This window comes from Meridianimarinicoccus aquatilis (assembly GCF_004358675.1).
Taxonomy (GTDB): Bacteria; Pseudomonadota; Alphaproteobacteria; order Rhodobacterales; family Rhodobacteraceae; genus Meridianimarinicoccus; species Meridianimarinicoccus aquatilis.
In genome coordinates this window covers 1-17,183 of the sequence record NZ_SMZO01000064.1, presented here as the reverse complement: position 1 = coordinate 17,183, position 17,183 = coordinate 1, and the positions used below count along the sequence as shown (strand labels likewise).

Annotated in this window: 15 protein-coding genes; 9 read left to right on the top strand and 6 right to left on the bottom strand. The window is 56.2% G+C overall.

Features of this window, described 5'->3' with window-relative positions; genetic code table 11:
- On the top strand, window positions 1-734 hold a 734-nt coding region (locus tag E2L05_RS17890; protein ID WP_133342215.1), incomplete at its 5' end, for an IS256 family transposase.
- Here the strand turns inward: E2L05_RS17890 and dctP (E2L05_RS17885) are convergent.
- Window positions 709-1,626 (bottom strand): TRAP transporter substrate-binding protein DctP, encoded by a 918-nt coding sequence (gene dctP / locus E2L05_RS17885; protein ID WP_133344167.1) that lies wholly within the window; start codon window positions 1,624-1,626, stop codon window positions 709-711. The two genes, E2L05_RS17890 and dctP (E2L05_RS17885), sit on opposite strands and share 26 nt — an antisense overlap.
- Window positions 1,627-1,773: 147 nt before the next feature.
- On the opposite strand from dctP (E2L05_RS17885), the gene E2L05_RS17880 reads away from it, so the two are divergent.
- Complete coding sequence (locus E2L05_RS17880) at window positions 1,774-2,430, top strand: GntR family transcriptional regulator (protein WP_133344168.1); 657 nt, start codon at window positions 1,774-1,776, stop codon at window positions 2,428-2,430.
- Window positions 2,431-2,435: 5 nt separating this feature from the next.
- Here the strand turns inward: E2L05_RS17880 and E2L05_RS17875 are convergent, their stop codons facing one another.
- On the bottom strand, window positions 2,436-2,675 hold the full coding sequence (locus E2L05_RS17875; protein WP_165971804.1) for a hypothetical protein: 240 nt from the start codon (window positions 2,673-2,675) through the stop codon (window positions 2,436-2,438).
- A gap of 716 nt (window positions 2,676-3,391) precedes the next feature.
- Here E2L05_RS17875 and E2L05_RS17870 point away from each other — a divergent pair.
- A complete protein-coding gene (locus E2L05_RS17870) occupies window positions 3,392-5,971 on the top strand; it encodes an ATP-binding protein (protein ID WP_133344165.1) in 2,580 nt (859 codons plus the stop codon).
- Between the two features lie 95 nt (window positions 5,972-6,066).
- Here the strand turns inward: E2L05_RS17870 and E2L05_RS17865 are convergent, their stop codons facing one another.
- Window positions 6,067-6,696, bottom strand: a complete 630-nt coding sequence (locus tag E2L05_RS17865; RefSeq protein WP_133344164.1) for a response regulator transcription factor — start codon at window positions 6,694-6,696, stop codon at window positions 6,067-6,069.
- A 399-nt stretch (window positions 6,697-7,095) separates the two neighbouring features.
- On the opposite strand from E2L05_RS17865, the gene E2L05_RS17860 reads away from it, so the two are divergent.
- The 6 genes from E2L05_RS17860 to E2L05_RS17835 all read left to right on the top strand — a co-directional run bounded on the left by E2L05_RS17860 (window position 7,096) and on the right by E2L05_RS17835 (window position 14,391).
- Entirely contained in the window at window positions 7,096-8,007 is a 912-nt protein-coding gene (locus tag E2L05_RS17860) for an endonuclease/exonuclease/phosphatase family protein (RefSeq protein ID WP_133344163.1), read from the top strand.
- A gap of 41 nt (window positions 8,008-8,048) precedes the next feature.
- Window positions 8,049-9,764, top strand: coding sequence for an ATP-binding protein (locus E2L05_RS17855; RefSeq protein WP_133344162.1), 1,716 nt, complete (start codon window positions 8,049-8,051; stop codon window positions 9,762-9,764).
- Between the two features lies 1 nt (window position 9,765).
- Window positions 9,766-11,106: a sigma-54-dependent transcriptional regulator gene (locus tag E2L05_RS17850; RefSeq protein ID WP_133344161.1), complete on the top strand. Its 1,341-nt coding sequence runs from the start codon at window positions 9,766-9,768 to the stop codon at window positions 11,104-11,106.
- Window positions 11,107-11,266: 160 nt separating this feature from the next.
- Window positions 11,267-12,277: a TRAP transporter substrate-binding protein DctP gene (dctP, locus tag E2L05_RS17845; protein WP_133344160.1), complete on the top strand. Its 1,011-nt coding sequence runs from the start codon at window positions 11,267-11,269 to the stop codon at window positions 12,275-12,277.
- A gap of 58 nt (window positions 12,278-12,335) precedes the next feature.
- Window positions 12,336-12,989, top strand: a complete 654-nt coding sequence (locus tag E2L05_RS17840) for a TRAP transporter small permease subunit (protein ID WP_133344159.1) — start codon at window positions 12,336-12,338, stop codon at window positions 12,987-12,989.
- Between the two features lies 1 nt (window position 12,990).
- Complete coding sequence (locus E2L05_RS17835; RefSeq protein WP_133344158.1) at window positions 12,991-14,391, top strand: TRAP transporter large permease; 1,401 nt, start codon at window positions 12,991-12,993, stop codon at window positions 14,389-14,391.
- A 280-nt stretch (window positions 14,392-14,671) separates the two neighbouring features.
- On the opposite strand, the gene tnpC is transcribed toward E2L05_RS17835, so the two are convergent.
- From tnpC to tnpA, 3 genes are all read right to left on the bottom strand, one after another.
- Complete coding sequence (gene tnpC, locus E2L05_RS17830; RefSeq protein WP_133341571.1) at window positions 14,672-16,309, bottom strand: IS66 family transposase; 1,638 nt, start codon at window positions 16,307-16,309, stop codon at window positions 14,672-14,674.
- Between the two features lie 62 nt (window positions 16,310-16,371).
- Window positions 16,372-16,719: an IS66 family insertion sequence element accessory protein TnpB gene (tnpB, locus tag E2L05_RS17825; protein WP_099828201.1), complete on the bottom strand. Its 348-nt coding sequence runs from the start codon at window positions 16,717-16,719 to the stop codon at window positions 16,372-16,374.
- Window positions 16,716-17,084, bottom strand: coding sequence for an IS66-like element accessory protein TnpA (gene tnpA / locus E2L05_RS17820; RefSeq protein WP_133340995.1), 369 nt, complete (start codon window positions 17,082-17,084; stop codon window positions 16,716-16,718). Before tnpA ends, tnpB begins: the two co-directional genes overlap by 4 nt.
- Window positions 17,085-17,183: the final 99 nt, after the last annotated feature.

The window sequence follows — 17,183 nt, the reverse complement described above, 5'->3', positions numbered from 1 at the left end:
TCTACATCTGGGCTGATGGTGTCTACTTCCGCCCACGAATGGCTGAAGAAAAACAATGTGTCCTGGTGTTGATCGGCGCGGATGAATGGGGTCGAAAGGAAATCATCGGCCTTGCTGATGGCTACCGCGAAAGCACCCAAAGTTGGCGAGAACTGCTGCTTGATCTGCAACGACGCGGGCTCACCCACGCGCCTGACCTTGCCATTGGTGACGGTGCTTTGGGGTTCTGGCATGCGCTACGCGAGGTCTTTGGTGCCACGAAAGAACAGCGCTGCTGGTTCCACAAGACCGGCAATGTTCTGAACGCGATGCCGAAGTCCGTTCAGGCCAAAGCCAAAGGTCATCTGCACGATATTTGGCAGGCCGAAACCCGCGTGGATGCCGAGGCGGCCTTCGACTTCTTCGTCACAACCTACGGCGTAAAATACGACAAGGCCGTCGCTAAATTGACCAAAGACCGCGACGTGCTCTTGGCATTCTATGACTTCCCCGCTGAACATTGGAAGCACATCCGCACAACCAATCCCATCGAAAGCACCTTCGCCACGGTGCGGCATCGCACTGGTAAAACCAAGGGGTGCCTCAGCCGTAAAACCGGGCTCGCCATGGCCTTCAAGCTGATGATGTCAGCCCAGACAAAATGGCGCAAACTCGATGGTGCCAACCGCATGCCCGAAATCATCGAAGGGATTGAATTCAAGGACGGGATCAAGCAACTTCAAAGTGCCGCCTGATCACGCCGTCACCAACTTTCGGGCATAGCTCGATTTCAACGCCGGCCTCTTCGAACACGCGGCGCGATTCCGCGTCTTCTTTTTTGGCTTCTTCCAGATAATAGGCCTGCGCTTTTTCCGCGCCTGCAAGCAGGGCAGCCTGTTGGTCTTCGTTCAGATCGTCGAAGGTGGACTTGTTCATGAGCAATGGCTGGTACATGAACCAAAGCGCGTAGTCACCCGGCGGGGTATAGCACGCGACCTGTTCGTAAATACGGTATGACACGAAGGACGAGGAAGATGTGTTCGCCCCGTCCAGAACGCCGGTCTGCATGGCATTGTAAATCTCAGAACTGGCCATGGATGCGATGGACGCCCCCGCACCTGCCAGCATCTGTTCGAACGCTTTGCCTGCTGCGCGCATCTGCTGGCCGTTTACATCGTCGGGCGACGTCATGCAGCTTTCCTTGCCGGCAAATCCGCCTGCCAAGTAACCATGAACCAGAACCATCACGTCATCTTCGGCCAGCGTGGCTTCGATGCTTTCCATGAAGGGGCTTTCGTTCAGGCGGGCGGCATGGTCATGGTTCTTCACCAGCCCAGGCATAAGTGTCAGGTTGTATTCGGGGCGCTGACCGCCGGCATAGCTGAGCGGTAGCACTGTCATATCGAGCTGACCCCGGCTGAGCGGAGTATATTGCTCGCGTGCTTTGAACAGCGATTGCGAGCCGAAAATCTTGATGTCGAGGTCAACGTCAGCAGCGGCCACTTCATCGGCAACGATCTGTGCAACAGCATTGCGAACATCTTGGTTCGACCATTGGTGGGACAGGCGCAATTCGGTAGCGTTTGCCATGGTGGCGCCGGCACAAAGGGCAACCATCGCGGCAGTGGTCAGATATGATCTTGTCATAATTTTCGTGTCCTCCCTGAACATCTAAGCGCGCCTCTCCGGGCGCTGCTCAGACAATCATGACCCAATTGCACCACAAGTCAATACTTTTGTATACAACATGAGAAGTATTGCATGGCAGACTTGGTTTGGCATATACCCTTCACTATGGATGCTCGGCGTGCGGATCACATTGCTGAAGCCCTTGAAGGGTTGATTTTTAACGGCGAGTTCTCCGATGGGGACAGGCTGGATGAGATCCGCCTCGCCGAAAGGTTCGGCGTCTCGCGCACGCCGATCCGCGAAGCTTTTCAAAGACTCGCGCTTTCAGGGCTGGTTGAGGCAATTCCCCGGCGCGGCGTTTTCGTGCGCCAGCCCGGACTGGTCGAGTTGCTTGAAATGTTCGAAGTGATGGCCGAGTTCGAAGGCATTTGCGGGCGGCTCGCGTCCGCTCGGATCACGAATGAAGCTCTGGATGCGCTGCAAGTCGCCAATGCCGCGTGCCGGCAAGCTGTGGAGGCAGGTGACGCCGACGCATACTATCGCGAGAACGAGCGGTTTCACCACATCATCTATCGCCAATCAGGCAATGCGTTTCTGGAAGCCGAAACATGTCGGTTGCACCGGCGGCTCAAGCCGTTTCGCCGCATGCAATTGCAACTGCGGGGTCGGCTTGCGCAATCCATGTCAGAACACGAGGGAATTGTGCAGGCGTTGACCAATGCGGATGCCGAACGGGCGGGGCGTTTGCTGCGTGAGCATGTGGCCGTTCAGGGGGAAAAGTTCCATCACTTGATGTCGAGCCTGAAACCCGCCGCTGAATAGCCGGGTCAATCCTTGTCTTTGTCGGTCAATTCGGTGCCTATTGTGGCCGCGAACAGGATTGCCACAGTCAGGAACGCGCCAACGATCCACCCGCCTAACAGCGACGTCACCCAACTCAAAGACATCCACCTGAACGCCCATACCAATGCCAGCGTCAGGGCGGCATCCATCATAACAATTGCGACAGGCGAGAAATTGGATGGCCTGTCTTCGGTCTGAGTGCCATCGTCTTTCAATTCATGCATCCCAGTAAGTTGGCGCCAAACAGAGTTTGATTAATTATAGCCTCAATGGCAGGAATGCTGGAGGCAAAGTTAGTCTGTTCTGGTCAATCATTAGTAGTGTGGCGCACCCCTTCGCGACTCAACTTAGGCGGTAAGTTGAAGCGGCCAATACTTTAGTATGTTACAGCCGTCTTTTGTTTTGGCGAAAGTATGGGCATTTAATCAAAAACAATTTTTTCTCGATTTGAGAATTGTACATATGCCTAAATTTCAAGCCAAGCGAATCTGCTGCGATTCTCCCATGGTTGTCATTAAATGTGAATCTGTAGCGTTCTGAAAACTTCGATACTTTGACCTGCCGCTATAAGCGCGGTTTCTTCGAAGAACCTGCTGTGCCGGGTGCATCAACACGTTGCAAGCTGAGTTCCATACTGGCTGAAGCGCGCACTTGGGTCTGCAATCGGGTGGGAAGCTTGTGTCCTTGCAGCTTTTGTGGCCATCGAAGCGGCTATGAAGCTTCGGGTTTTCGTGTCAAGATTATGAGACTTACTTGGTTTGCTGTGGTCGCGTCCCGCTGGCGGCATCGATGCCTTGGACGAAGAATGGATCGAACAGCAAACGCGACGATTTTGGCTGAGACAAAGAACTATATTGGAAATGTTGGACCACGACGCTGCACGTCAATAAGATACGATCCAGAGAAGAAGCGGGGCGGGGCTTAAGTCCCTGACTGATCTATGATTCTTGCAAATTCAAAAACTACTTGGCGTTCTTTCTTCTATGAACGTTGGACGCGGCTTACACGGCTGACCGGTCAGGGAAATGACCCACTGTGCACGGTCCTTGCCTTTGCCGTGTTTTCCGTTCTGTTCATCTTGGCCGGTATGACTCATCAATTTGAGAAGTCGGAACCCGCGTTTTTCGCGTTTATATCGCCCCATGTGGCGAGTGTTGCCTTTGTTCTTGCGCTCGTCGTGCTGCCCCCGCGCCAGCTTTGGTATGCGATCGTTGTGTTCGTTTCCCTTTACGGTTTTAGCTTTGTCGCGCCGAACATGCGGGACCTTCCTTTGGATGGTACCTATGCAAAGCTAATGGTTCACTTTGTTGTCTTTCAGATCAATTTCGGGCTTGCGCTGATCGTGGGGTTGCTTGCACGAAATGCTTCGACCCAATTGAGTCGGGTTTTCCCTGCTTATGACCACAATTTGTTAACTGTATCGGTTGTGGGTGGGTTTTTGTTTCTACTGGGTCCGCTGACCTACATCACCGTTTGGGCAATTGGCAGCGCGCTGAATCTGCAGGGGTGGCAAGACTTGGATGTCGGGCCGGACCACATCGGCTGTTCGGTCATGATGGGTATCTGGGCAAGCTTGGCAGTCAGTTCATTTGTGCTGCTGAGCCGTTTCGCGTTTCGTCGGCGTGATCGGGTCCCATCCATTCTTGGTGTTTTGGCGTTGAGTGCTGTTCTTGTATGGATCGTGTTGCGCCGCCCAGAGCTTCCTGAACTGGAAGTTTCAGTTCTTCTTTTGATGTTGGCAATCATCCTGCCTTGCGCAGCAAGCGCTGTATCCATCGTCTTTATCGCTGTCACGGGACCGGCAGTGGGTTTGTTTGCTTACACTGGCGAACACCGTGTCGCTGAAACGGCATCATCCGATTGGGTGGTTCTAGTAATTCTGGTTCTCGTATTCGTCGTAGTCATAGGAAAATACGAATTTCGCAAAAGCGCCCATGAGCGCCGCGTGACCGAAGAGCGGTTGGAGCGGCTTTACCAATTTGCGGACGTTGGAAGATTTTCTGTGGATTTGAGGCGGGGCATTTGTTGGTTCGATCCGGCCGCCGAGCGAATGACAGGAATGCCTCCCCGCCATTCAATCGCTGCATTCATGCGCTGTGTGCACCCCGAAGACGTTGCAGAGCTGTCGCGCGCATTTTCGGATCAATCGGGGGTTAGTCGTACGGTGACGGCCCAGTTCGAGATGTGCAACACTACTGGGCAACAACAGGTTTTGAAGTTCTACTTTTGGTATGAGGTCCGAAGCAAAGTCGACAAATTTGCGCATGGGTTTATCGTCAACGTTACCGAAGAACACACTCGTGGGGTAGAACTGGAAACCGCGTTGGCCAAATTGTCGGATAAACAGCAATTCCAGAGCGAGATGTTTTCGATGATCTCTCATGAGTTGCGAACGCCGACCTCCTTGATGTCCATGTTCATTGAAAGAATGGACGAAGGTGAAGACTGGGAAACGATTGGTCCCAAGATGCGTAATGTATCCTCGGAATTGCTTCAGACGCTGGCCGACATCAGACAGTCCGTAAATCCGGAACAAAATCTGCCGGTGTCGCCACGCCCGATCGTCCCGATCGAACTGCTTGAAGAGATCAAGGCGAACTATGACTTCAGCGCGAAAAATTCCAATGTATCGATCGAAATCGCGCTGAGTGACGCCGCTTTTGACACGACCGGGGGTGACTTGCATCGATTGCGTCAAGCCATCGCCAATTTGGTGCGAAACGCCATCCTGCATGCCGATTGCAGGCGCATTGACCTCAGCTATACCTGCCAGTTCAACGAGTTGGGCAGGGTTGGGACCTGGCGGGTCGAAGACGACGGTAAAGGCATTGACCCTAACCGGATCGACTCGCTTTATGAACCATTTCAACGCGGCCCCGCGTCCGTGGATCAGGCGGATGGATCTGGGCTTGGGCTGTACATTGTCAAAAGTTCGATTGAATTGCTGGGCGGAACCGTGACCTACACGATTGCTCGCACCGGTGGGGCATGTTTCGAATTGCAGGTTCCAGAGTTCGGATTGGATATTCTTGAGGCGCAGTCAGAGGCCGATGTTCAACATGGACGTAGTGACATGGGGGTGAAATCCGAGGATTCAGGTGTGACCGGCCAGAACCCCGATCAACAGTTGTGGGATGCACATGTCTTGCTGGCCGAAGATCACCAGATGATCCGCGAGTTGATGGGTGGCACACTCCGTAAAATTGTGAGGCGGGTTTCTCTTGCGGCTGACGGTAAAGAGGCGCTTGAGATGTTCAATGCTGACAAGCCTGACATCGTCTTTACGGATTTGTTTATGCCGAAAATGTCGGGGGATGAGCTGGCGGCCGCTATTCGCCTGCAAGACCCCGTGATCCCCATTATCGGTGTAACAGCCGCCATTATCGGAAACGATGCTGACCGTTTCCGTCAATCCAACGCATCAGAGGTGGCTGCAAAGCCTTTGAACCGACAGCAACTGCGCGACTTGATCAAAAAATACGTGACGCTCACGCCGGTGGCGGAGCGTGACACCATCTAGGAAAGAGCAATTGGCATGTGCCGCGCTGTTTTAAACACAGGGTGGCGCAAGCCGAAACCGTTTCGAGGGACCGCGTCTTCCGAGCCGCCTTATTGCTATAGAAGCCCGTTGTCGCGGGCGTTGATGACCGCTCGCGTGCGGTTGCGGGCGTCCAGTTTGCGGCAAACCGATTGCACGTGCATCTTGATCGTGGCTTCTGACAGGCCGAGTGATGCAGCAATCTCTTTGTTCGGCCAGCCTTCACCCAGACATTTCAGCACTGTCATCTCTCGGTCGGTCAGTTTGCTTTCCTTCCGTGCTGCGGACACGGGCTCTGCCTGCATCAGTGACATCGGGATATACGGATCGCCGGAGTTGATCAGCCGGATCGCGTTTTCAAGGCTATTGGCTGACATGTTTTTGGTCAGGATGCCCATCGCGCCAAGTGCAATAACGTCTTGCATCAAGGAGTGGCTCGCATTCCCGGTCAAAAGCGCGACCGGGCCGGGCTTGTTGACCTCAATGCACCGTGTCAGACCCTTCAGTCCGTTCATTCCGGGCATGTCGTAGTCGAGCAGAACAATACTGAACGATCCGGACTTGCCGATCTCTTCCAGGGCCTTGTCAAGCGTGTTGGCAGTCGTGATCTCGAAATCTTCGACCTTCTCGAGAAACAGCCGGAGCATGTCGAGAACCATCTCATGGTCATCCGCTATTAAGATTCGAATCTTTTGCGCATCACCCATCAAACGATCGCCTTTTTTTTGGGCAAGTCCCGCAGGTTCTTGCCAGTTATCCCGCAACCTCAAAGCGAACCTGAGCTGCAAGTATATGCTTATCGGCGAATTCTTGCTCGCGAAATCGCCAAACCTCGCTGAAACTGTTACATATCAACATGTGATTTGCCAAAAGGTAATTTGTCTGAACTTCGAAAACTCGCATTCCACTGTGAGGTTGGACACAATTAAAATAGGTTCCGTTATCGTCAACTTTGCGGAATGGTCTGTATGGGTGGCCGTTCCATTATTTGGAACTATTTCACAGAGTACCGCAGTGGCGAAATAGGAATATTTGCACCGCGCACGATTGCGTCAGGATGAGCTTTGTAACCTTGGTCAACGCATGCTGCACGGATAGACAGAGAAATGGTCAGGTTCCTTAGATTTTCCCTTCTCGGTTTGTTCTCGCTGACGTTGCTTGCCTGCGCCCTGCACGTCAGCAACTCCGGCGAAGAAGACATTGCCCCCAAACCGCCCACAGCGCTAAGAATTGCAAGCCAAAACGTCCATTACATCCTTCTTAACGCAGATGATGGGCGTTGGTCCGTCACTGATTGGGAAACCCGAAAAGGGGCCCTTGATACAACGCTCAAAACACTGGACGCCGATGTGGTGGCCTTCCAAGAAATGGAGAGTTTTTCGCGAGGCAGCGATGGGTCTGTCAATCTGGCCCGCGACTTTCTTCTGAAGCACAATCCGGAATATGCGCTTGCCGCATCTGGGGATTGGCAAGAGTTCCCATCGACTCAGCCGATTTTCTATCGCCGGGATCAGTTGGAATTGAAGGATCAAGGCTGGTTCTTTTTCTCTGAGACGCCGCATGTGATCTATTCACGTACGTTCAACGGCTCTTATCCGGCGTTTAGCTCGTGGGCTTTGTTTAAGCCAAAAGATGGCCGACCGGAGTTCTTTGTATACAATATTCATTTCGAATATAAAAGCAGGTCGAACCGCCGTTTGTCGGCTCAACTCGTGCGCGATCAAATTGCCGCACGCGTCGGGAATGGGGCGCATGTTGTCCTGGCGGGTGATCTGAACGCGCTTTACGGCTCGCATACGATGGGCTTGCTGGAAGAAGCCGGGTTAAAATTCGCACAGCCCGAAGGATCGACCTATCACTTTGACCGGGGGATCAACCTATTCGGCGCAATTGACCACATAGGCGTCAGCCCCGGTGTGCGGCTGACGTCAGATCCCGTGGTCGTACGCCAGCAATTCGACGGGCAATGGCCGTCGGACCACTATCCGGTGTTTGTCGACATCGCATTCGACCGCTGACGCACACTTGCATTCGCTGCGATTTCCGCCAAAGCATCGGTATGCGCCAAAACTACCGGATCGCCGCAGCACTTGCCGCTCCCTGTGCGGCGCTCATAATTTACTTGCTGTCTCTGGGCTATTTTCAGGCCGCTGAGGTGAGCAAGGCCAATGGTCGATTATCTCTGGTTCGCAGTTCCGTCTTTGCTGAGATGGAGCGGTTTTCCCACCTGACCTATGTCTTGGCGCGTGATCCTATCGTCATCGCTGCTGCCAACGGCGCTGATCCCACCGTTCTGAACGCACGGCTGTCCGCATTTGCCGGTCAAGCGGGCTTGGACGCCATTTACTTGATGCGACCAGACGGAATGACCATAGCCGCGTCAAACGCCGGATCGGTTGAGAGCTTTGTGGGGCAAAGTTATGCGTTCCGGCCCTACTTCACGCAGGCGGTCGCGGGCGGGCAGGGGCGCTTTTATGGCATCGGGGCAACCACAGGTCTGCCGGGCTACTTCATAGCGGATGCCGTTTTGGTTGGCGGCGACGTGGTTGGTGTTGTGGCCATCAAACTTGACCTGACAAAGTTGGAAGACTCTTGGCGCGATGCAGGGGAGACGGTGCTTCTTGCAAACACCGACGGTGTGACGTTGTTGTCATCGGACCCGGAGTGGCGATACCGCGCAATGATACCATTGAGTAACGCGCAGCGCGTCCGGATAGAAGGATCACGTCAGTTTCCTGGGCAATCGCTGGAGCAGTTGAATTGGCAAACACGCGGCGCGCAGCGGGCGGAAATTGGCGGAAGGACATGGATTCACCTTGTGGCATCGGACCTTCCGCATGACTGGTCGCTCCATTATTTTGCCAGCAATGACCAAGCCGTAACGCGAAGTGTGCTTGTCGCGGGGGGTGGGGTGATCGTTCTGGCGCTTTTGTTTATTGCGTCACAGGTCCGCAAGACCCGGTTGATCAATGCGGCCTTGCGCAGGTCTGAGGCTGAAGAGTTGAACTTGCGCCGTGCCAATGAACGGCTTGCCGTCGAAATCGAAGAGCGCAAAGTCGCAGAACAACGCTTGGAACGCACGCAAGACGAATTGTCCCGCGCAAGTCGCCTTGCTGCGCTTGGGCAGTTGGCTGCTTCGGTGACCCATGAACTCGGGCAACCGATTGCCGCCATGCGCAATCATCTGGCCGCCGCCGAGATGGCTGGCACGGCCAACGCTTCCAGCCTCATGCCCGTCGCAGGATTGGTAGATCGGATGGAGGGGATAACGCGCCAGTTGAAGTTCTTTGCTCGAAGCGAGCCAAATAGGTTTGGGGCCGTAGACCTGCGTCAGGCTGTGGCAGCATCACTTGAACTGGTGGCACCAAACCTAGAGGTGCACAAGCTGGCGTGTTCCGTCGTCCAACCAGATGCGCCGGTTCTGGTCCGCGGCAACCAGCTTCGGCTGGAGCAGGTGATCACCAATCTGCTGCGCAATGCAGCCGACGCGATGGATGACACTGAAGTTCGCGAAATCGACATCGGTATCGGGCAGACGGCGGGCACGGGTTGGGTTGAAGTGTGCGACCGCGGGCACGGCCTTGGCGATACAACTTTGGAAGACTTGCAAGAGCCCTTTGTCACAACGCGCGAAAGCGGGCAGGGCATGGGGCTTGGGCTGGCGATTTCTGCTGGAATTGTGCAGGAACATCATGGGCGCATAACGGCTTGCAACCGCCCCGGCGGCGGCGCGATTTTCAGGGTGGAAATCCCGATGCAGCAGGGCGGAGAATGACATGACACAGGCTGCGATGCCTCAGGTGCTGATCGTAGATGATGACCGTGCGATGCGCGCGTCGCTTGTCGCCCTGTTGGAGGCGGCCGGTTGGCGCGTGGAGGCTGTGTCCCGAGCCTCCCGTGTGGCCGAAACCCTTGTCACCTTTGCTGCAGATGTCATCTTGTCCGACGTGCGGATGCCCGGAATGTCGGGCCTTGATCTGCTGGCAACTTTGCAAGAGGCGTTTAACCCACCCGTTGTTCTGATCTCTGCCCATGGTGATATCCCCATGGCTGTAAAAGCGATCCAGGACGGGGCATACAGCTTCGTTGAAAAACCGTGCGAGCCGCGCCGTCTGTTGACTATCTTGCGCCATGCCGCCGACCAGCACCGAATGCGGCGGGACACCGCGAGTTTGCGCCGGCGTCTGACCCAAATTTCGGGTCTCGATCGCATGCTGTTGGGGCAGACGCCGGGCATCGCTGACTTGCGGGAGCAAGTGCTTGATGTCGCCGATAGCGATGCCGCCGTATTGCTTGTGGGTGAGACAGGCACCGGCAAGGAACGTGTGGCGCGTGCGTTGCATGATCTGGGGCGCAATCCCGCAGGGCCGTTTCTGGCGCTGAATTGTGCAACGCTGCAACCGGCTGTCTTTGAAGCTGAATTTTTTGGGGTCGAAGGCGGGCAGGTCGGCAAGTTGCTTGCGGCGGAAGGGGGCACGCTTTTTCTGGACGAAATCGGAGCCTGCCCATTGCCCGTGCAATCCAAGTTGCTGCGCGTGATCGAAGATAAACAGGTGACGCCTCTTGGCGCGACCCGTCCTGTGCCGCTGTCATTTCGGGTGGTGTCAGCCACGAACGAAGATCCCGACGCCGCCCAAAGCGATGGTCGCTTGCGCCCCGACTTCCTGTTTCGAGTGAACACATTTGTCTTGGCGCTGCCGACGCTGCGCCAACGGCGTGCCGATCTGGCGCTTTTGATGACGCATTTTCTTGAAGAATTTGCGTCCGTTTATGAGACCGTTGTGCCGGAATTGACCCAAGACGATATGGCGGCCCTTCTGGCCCATGATTGGCCCGGCAACGTTCGCGAATTGCGTAACGTCGCCGAGAGGCGCATCTTGTCAGCGCGTCGCGGGGGCGGATCAGTCGCTGCGGCAATGCACAAAGATCATGAGTTGGACGATGTACCGGACACATTGCGCGAAGCCGTCGCCGCCTTTGAGCGTGAATTGATTGGCAAGGCCATCCGCGCGCATGCCGGGCGGATGGATGCTGTGGCCGAAGCACTTGGCATTGGGCGGCGTACGTTGAACGAAAAAATCGTCAAGCTTGGACTTGATAAGGGCGCTTTGCTTTAGCGAGTTGATGCTGTCAGTTCGTGGCGCTGGCCCAAAGGTCTACTTTGCGGATTTCCGCAGGGACAGGCGGATGCTTGGCGCGGTTTTGTTCGTGGCGTTTGGCTTTCAAACAGGCATGATGGGGATACAGTGAAACTGGGTTATCCGGGGAGGAAACGAGATGAAAACATATTTGAGCGGTGCCGCAGTCGCGGCGCTGGCGATCGGCTTTGCAACCGAAACGCTTGCGACAGAATGGAACGTGTCCTTGTGGGGCAAGCGGCGCGCATTCACCGAGCATGTTGAAAAACTGGCCGAGCTTGTGTCGGAAAAGACCGACGGCGCATTCACCATGAATATCAGCTATGGTGGTTTGTCCAGCAACCGGGAGAACCTTGATGGCATTTCCATTGGGGCGTTCGAAATGGCGCAATTCTGTGCCGGCTACCACGCAGACAAGAACCCATCGATCACCGTTATGGAATTGCCTTTCCTGGGGGTGAGCACGCTTGAGCAAGAGCGCGACATTTCGATGGCGGTCTATAAGCATCCGGCGGTTGCCGGCGACTTGGCCCGTTGGAACGCGACACTTCTGATGCCGTCGCCCTTGCCCCAATACAATCTTGTCGGCCTTGGCGATGCCCCCAGTTCGTTGGCAGATTTCGAAGGTCTGACCGTGCGCGCCACTGGTGGCATTGGGGCGGCCATGGAAACGGTTGGCGCTGTTCCAACATCGATGTCAGCGACTGAAGTCCGTCAGGCAATGGATAGCGGCGTTATCAAGTCGGCGAGCTTTGCACCGCATGCGCATATGTCGTTCGGCACAATCGAAAACGCGACGTGGTGGACCACGAACCTGAACCCCGGAACCGTAAACTGCCCGGTTGTCGTAAACACAGATGCCTTGGACGATTTGACCGATGATGAGCGCGCAGCGCTTTTGGGATCCGTTGACGAGGCGCTTGACCACTACATCGACTATTACAACAATCAAACGATGGCGGCTTGGGGGCCGGCGTTGGATGAGCGTGGGATCACGCGAGTGACATTCCCACCCGAGGAAATCGAAGCGTTCAAGAAGGCCGCTGCAGAGCCGGCTGCCAAAGCATGGATCGACGCCAACACTGCACGCGGTCTTCCCGCGCAGGAGCTTTTTGATCTGGTAACTGGAATGGTTGCTGACGGATCGTGAGCACCCAAACCGGGCGGCGCATCGTGCCGCCCGGTCGCTTTAGAAAAAGGATATTCCCATGGCGGGCGGATCGCAGGTTCTGACCGATGATAGTCTTGTCAGTCGCCTTGATCGAGGGTTGCTGAAACTGGAAACGTTGCTTGCTTTGCTTAGCGGACTTGCCGTTTTTGCCCTGATGATGCTGGCTGTTGTGTCGGTTGGCGGGCGAAACTTCATGGGGCAGCCCTTGCCCGGCTATGTTGATTGGATCGAACAGGCCATGCCGCTGATCGCCTTCATGGGTATTGCATACGCACAACGCAACGGTGGCCACATCCGGATGGATCTCGTGGTTGGCGTGCTGAAGGGCAGAGCGCTTTATCTGGCTGAATTTGTGACAACCTTCGCGATCCTGCTGCTGGTTGTGCTGATGATCTGGGGCAGTTGGGCGCATTTTGACCGCAGCTTTGACCCTGCAATGCCCATGTGGAGTCGCGATAGCAGCATGGATATCGGTATTCCGATTTGGCCTGCCAAACTGTTGGTTCCGGTGGCGTTGTCGGTCTTGGCCGCGCGTCTGATTCTTCAGCTTTGGGCCTATGTTCAGGCTATCTCAACGGGTGCCGAAACGCCGGTTGCTGTGCCCTTGGTGCTGGACGCCGCCACAGTTGCCGCAATGGAAGCGAGCCACGTCACCGATCCGACAGAAGAGACACGCAAGGGGGCACGCTGAGATGGACTCCATCGAAATTGGCCTCGTGGTCACGGGCGGGTTGCTGGTATTTGTTATTCTGGGCATGCGCGTTGCGTTTGCAGCAGGATTGGCCGGCATGATCGGTCTGATCTGGATTTTCTGGGCACGCAAAGGATATGCGCCCGACGATTTCGGATGGGCGCTGACCGTTGCTGTGAAAACGGCGGGGCAGGTGCCTCATTCCAAGGTATCAAGCCAAGCGCTGAGCTTGATCCCAACCTTCATTCTGATCGGCTATCTTGCGTATTATGCGGGACTGACGCGCGCCTTGTTCGAAGCGGCAAAACGGTGGCTTGCATGGGTGCCCGGTGGGCTGGCTGTGTCGACCGTTTTTGCAACAGCTGGCTTTGCCGCGGTGTCGGGCGCCTCCGTTGCGACGTCTGCCGTGTTCGCGCGTATTGCCATCCCCGAAATGCTTGCCATCGGCTATGACAAGCGATTTGCGGCGGGTGTGGTGGCTGCGGGGGGAACGCTTGCGTCGCTGATCCCGCCATCGGCGATCTTGGTGATCTATGCGATCATCGTGGAGCAGGATGTCGGTAAACTGCTGCTGGCAGGCTTTATCCCCGGCATGTTCTCTGCTGTGATCTATGCGATGTTGATCGTTGGAATGGCCCTGACGATCAAGGGGTTTGGTCCCCCCGTGCGCGGCTTCACATGGGGACAACGCTTTGCAGCTTTGCCAGCCGCGCTTCCCATCGTGTTTGTCGTTATCACGATTATCTTTTTCGTCTACAATCCGTTCGGCGGCGACGCGTGGGGCACCCCAACCGAGGGCGGCGCAATCGGAGCCTTTGTTGTCTTCTTGATGGCGATGTATCGTGGCATGCGCTGGCCGCAGTTGCGCGATGCACTGCTTGAAACCGCAAAACTGAGCACGATGATCTTCACGATTATCTGGGGTGTTCTGATCTATGTACGGTTCTTGGGCTTTGCGGATCTGCCCGGCGCCTTTGCCGATTGGATCACCAGCTTGACCATGTCGCCCATGTTGATCCTTGTCTGCATCCTGCTGGCTTACGCGGTGCTTGGTATGTTCATGGATGCCATCGGGATGTTGCTTCTGACTTTGCCAGTCGTCTACCCAGCGGTCATGGCGTTGAATGGCGGGCCATTGGTTGCGGCAGAGGACGCGGCGTTTGGAATGTCCGGCCCGATGTGTGCGATTTGGTTCGGTATCCTTGTTGTGAAGATGGCCGAATTTTGTCTGATTACGCCGCCTATCGGATTGAATTGCTTTGTGGTCGCCGGGGTGCGGGATGACCTGAGCGTACAGGATGTGTTTCGAGGCGTGACGCCGTTCTTCATCGCTGACGCAATTACGATTGGTCTGTTGGTCGCGTTCCCGGCAATTGTACTTTGGCTACCGTCGCAGGTTTGACGAACGAAAGAAGACGTATAAGGGCCTCACAGGCAGATATTGAATCTCCCGCGATCACGCCGACAGAAAAATGAAACGGGCCGGTTAATTCCGGTCCGTTCCCCCATCTTCAGGCGCGGCATGAGAGTCGACTGATACTTTCCGCGGTGTCACGCTTTTCACAATTTCAATCAATTTCTGCATGCGTAATGGCTTTTCCAGCACGCCATCCATCCCCGCTTCGCGGCACTCTGTTTCAGTGGTGTCAGACAAGTTGTAACCGCGCCATTGAGACCGCAGCTTATGCGGCTTGACTATCGGTTGTGGATGCCAGCGGCGCCCAATTCCACGGTAATAATTCATCGAGCCTGTTGATTTTGTGATCGTGGATGCGGTCGAGGATGTCGGCGAGATAGGCCTGCGGGTCGAGACCGTTGAGCTTGGCGGTTTCGATGATGGTCATAGCGCGAGCGAGGGTTTCCGCACCGGTATCGGCCCCTGCAAATAGCCAATTTTTCCTTCCAATGCCAATTGGACGCAAGGCGCGCTCGGCGGGATTGTTGTCGATAGCGACGCGGCCATCGGTCAGGAACAGGCTGAAGGCCTCCTGTCGACTGAGGCCATAGCGGAATGCCTTGGCCAGATCGCTTTTGCCCGGAATGCGCAGGAGTTGTTGCTCTGACCAAGCAAAGAAGGCCGTGACCTTTGGTTGGCTCAACTGTTGACGTGCGGCATGGCGGACACCAGCGGGTTGACCGTTAATGTCGCGCTCGATGTCGTAAAGCTTGCCGATCCGGTCGAGCGCCTCGCGGGCAATCTCGGATTTTGTCGAGGTCCAAAAATCATGGAAGTCACGCCGCAGATGGGCCCAACAGGCTGCCTCTCGCAAACGCCGCCCACTATTGGGTTCAGGCTCGTAAAGCTTGGCATAGCCCTTGTAGCCGTCCGCCTGCAGGATGCCGCGGGCATTGGCCAGATGGCTGAGGATGTGCTCTTCCTTCCAGTTCGGTGCGAACCGATAGACCGCACCGGGTGGCGCGGCACCCGCCCATGGGCGCTGATCGCGCACATAGGCCCAGATCCGGCCTTGCTTCACACCTTTGCCAAGCCCTTTGTCTTTCTTGGAGCGGTCCAACACCCGGATCGGCGTATCATCTGCGTGCAGCAAATCGCTGCCCATGATGTCAGCCTCAATGCGCTCGATCAGCGGCGACAGGGCCTTCATGGCGCGGCCACACCAGCCGACCAGCGTGCTTTCGGGGATGTCCGCCCCCATGCGGGCGAAGATCTCGTGCTGGCGATATAACGGAAGGTGGTCGTCGAACTTCGAGACCAGCACATGCGCCAGCAGGTTCGGGCCTGCCATACTGCCCGGGATCGGACGGCTTGGCGCGGGTTCCTGCACGATCCGCTCGCAGCGGCGGCAGGACTTCTTGATCCGGGCGATCTGGATCACCTTCATCTGCGCGGCGATCATGTCGAGGAGTTCGCTGACATCCTCGCCCACCACGCGAAGATCGCCGCCACAGTCAGGGCAGCAGGTGCCGGGGTCCAGTTCACGCCGCTCGCGTGGGGTCGTATCCGAGACCCGTGGTCGGCGGCGCAAAGCGGGTGCATCGGCAGCTTCCGGTGACGGTTCATCCTGCCCTTCGTCGATGGGCGCGTCATCGTTTTCCGCTACGGCGACCAACAGGTCTTCGAGCGCCAGTTCCAGCTGCTCGATTTCGCGCTCGACCTTTTCCGAGGACTTGCCAAAGGCCAGTTTCTGCAACTTGGCGATCCGCAGGCGCAACGCTTGAACCAGTTGATCATGGACACGCAATGTCGCCGACATCTTGGCGTTCTCTGCCTCGATCCGAGCATTTTCTACCTGCAAAGCCGCGATCATCGCCCTCAATTCAGCGGGATCATCAGGCAAATTTTCATCAGGTTTCGACATGCGCCTGACTACCAAAAATCAGGCTATAGCACCATATAAATAAAGCAAATCAGGTCGCAAAATCACCCGACCCGCGCAGGCGGAGCGCCCCAATCGGGACGCCGCCAGTCGATGCCTTCCCAGAGCATCGCGAGCTGTGCAGAGGTCAGCCGCACCGCCCCATCCTTGGCGCTCGGCCAAGGGAAACGCCCCCGCTCAAGCACCTTGTAATAGAGGCAAAACCCCTGACCGTCCCAGTAGAGCAGCTTCAGCCGGTCACCACGCCGTCCCCGGAACGCAAACACCGCCCCACTGGCGGGTTTCTGACGCAGCACATCTTGGGCAAGTGCCGCCAGCCCGGCGATCCCCTTTCGCATATCCGTCACACCGCAGGCCAGATACACGCGAACGCCGGTGCCAGGGCCGATCATGCGGCTTCCACGGCACGGATCAAGGACGTCAGCGCGGCCGGGTCTATCGTGCTATCAAAATGAAGGCGATGGCCGCACCGTAAGCGCAATTCGACTGCAACTGGTGGCGACGTATCAGCTGCCGTAGGCTGCCCCGCCGACACTGGCATATCCAAAGGGTAGAAAAGCGCCCCGGCATTGGGCGTCCACAGGCCCTTCTTCTTGAGATCATGCCGCCAGGCGTAAATCTGTTGCCGCGTAACCTCATGGCGTTGCGCCACCTGCGTCACCGTCGCCCCGTCTATCCCAACCGACATGACAATCTCGAGCTTGTCCTCGTCACGCCAGAAACGCCGTCGCTCGACCCCAAGAATTTCACCACGCATCGATGACCCCGCATAAGACACGTCGTTAACGACGTCGTTAAACACGTATCTTAGATCATCGCCCCAGCGTCAGGCAGGCGGTGCCAATGGTGCGGTTAC

Bases quoted from the DNA above. Each gene is read 5' to 3' on its own strand.
- E2L05_RS17860 (WP_133344163.1), top strand. From the start codon at position 7,096: ATGGTCAGGTTCCTTAGATTTTCCCTTCTCGGTTTGTTCTCGCTGACG.
- E2L05_RS17880 (WP_133344168.1), top strand. From the start codon at position 1,774: ATGGATGCTCGGCGTGCGGATCACATTGCTGAAGCCCTTGAAGGGTTG.
- dctP (WP_133344160.1), top strand. From the start codon at position 11,267: ATGAAAACATATTTGAGCGGTGCCGCAGTCGCGGCGCTGGCGATCGGC.
- E2L05_RS17855 (WP_133344162.1), top strand. From the start codon at position 8,049: ATGCGCCAAAACTACCGGATCGCCGCAGCACTTGCCGCTCCCTGTGCG.
- tnpB (WP_099828201.1), bottom strand. From the start codon at position 16,719: ATGATCGGCCCTGGCACCGGCGTTCGCGTGTATCTGGCCTGCGGTGTG.
- tnpA (WP_133340995.1), bottom strand. From the start codon at position 17,084: ATGCGTGGTGAAATTCTTGGGGTCGAGCGACGGCGTTTCTGGCGTGAC.
- E2L05_RS17850 (WP_133344161.1), top strand. From the start codon at position 9,766: ATGACACAGGCTGCGATGCCTCAGGTGCTGATCGTAGATGATGACCGT.
- dctP (WP_133344167.1), bottom strand. From the start codon at position 1,626: ATGACAAGATCATATCTGACCACTGCCGCGATGGTTGCCCTTTGTGCC.
- tnpC (WP_133341571.1), bottom strand. From the start codon at position 16,309: ATGTCGAAACCTGATGAAAATTTGCCTGATGATCCCGCTGAATTGAGG.
- E2L05_RS17865 (WP_133344164.1), bottom strand. From the start codon at position 6,696: ATGGGTGATGCGCAAAAGATTCGAATCTTAATAGCGGATGACCATGAG.
- E2L05_RS17835 (WP_133344158.1), top strand. From the start codon at position 12,991: ATGGACTCCATCGAAATTGGCCTCGTGGTCACGGGCGGGTTGCTGGTA.
- E2L05_RS17875 (WP_165971804.1), bottom strand. From the start codon at position 2,675: ATGCATGAATTGAAAGACGATGGCACTCAGACCGAAGACAGGCCATCC.
- E2L05_RS17870 (WP_133344165.1), top strand. From the start codon at position 3,392: ATGATTCTTGCAAATTCAAAAACTACTTGGCGTTCTTTCTTCTATGAA.
- E2L05_RS17840 (WP_133344159.1), top strand. From the start codon at position 12,336: ATGGCGGGCGGATCGCAGGTTCTGACCGATGATAGTCTTGTCAGTCGC.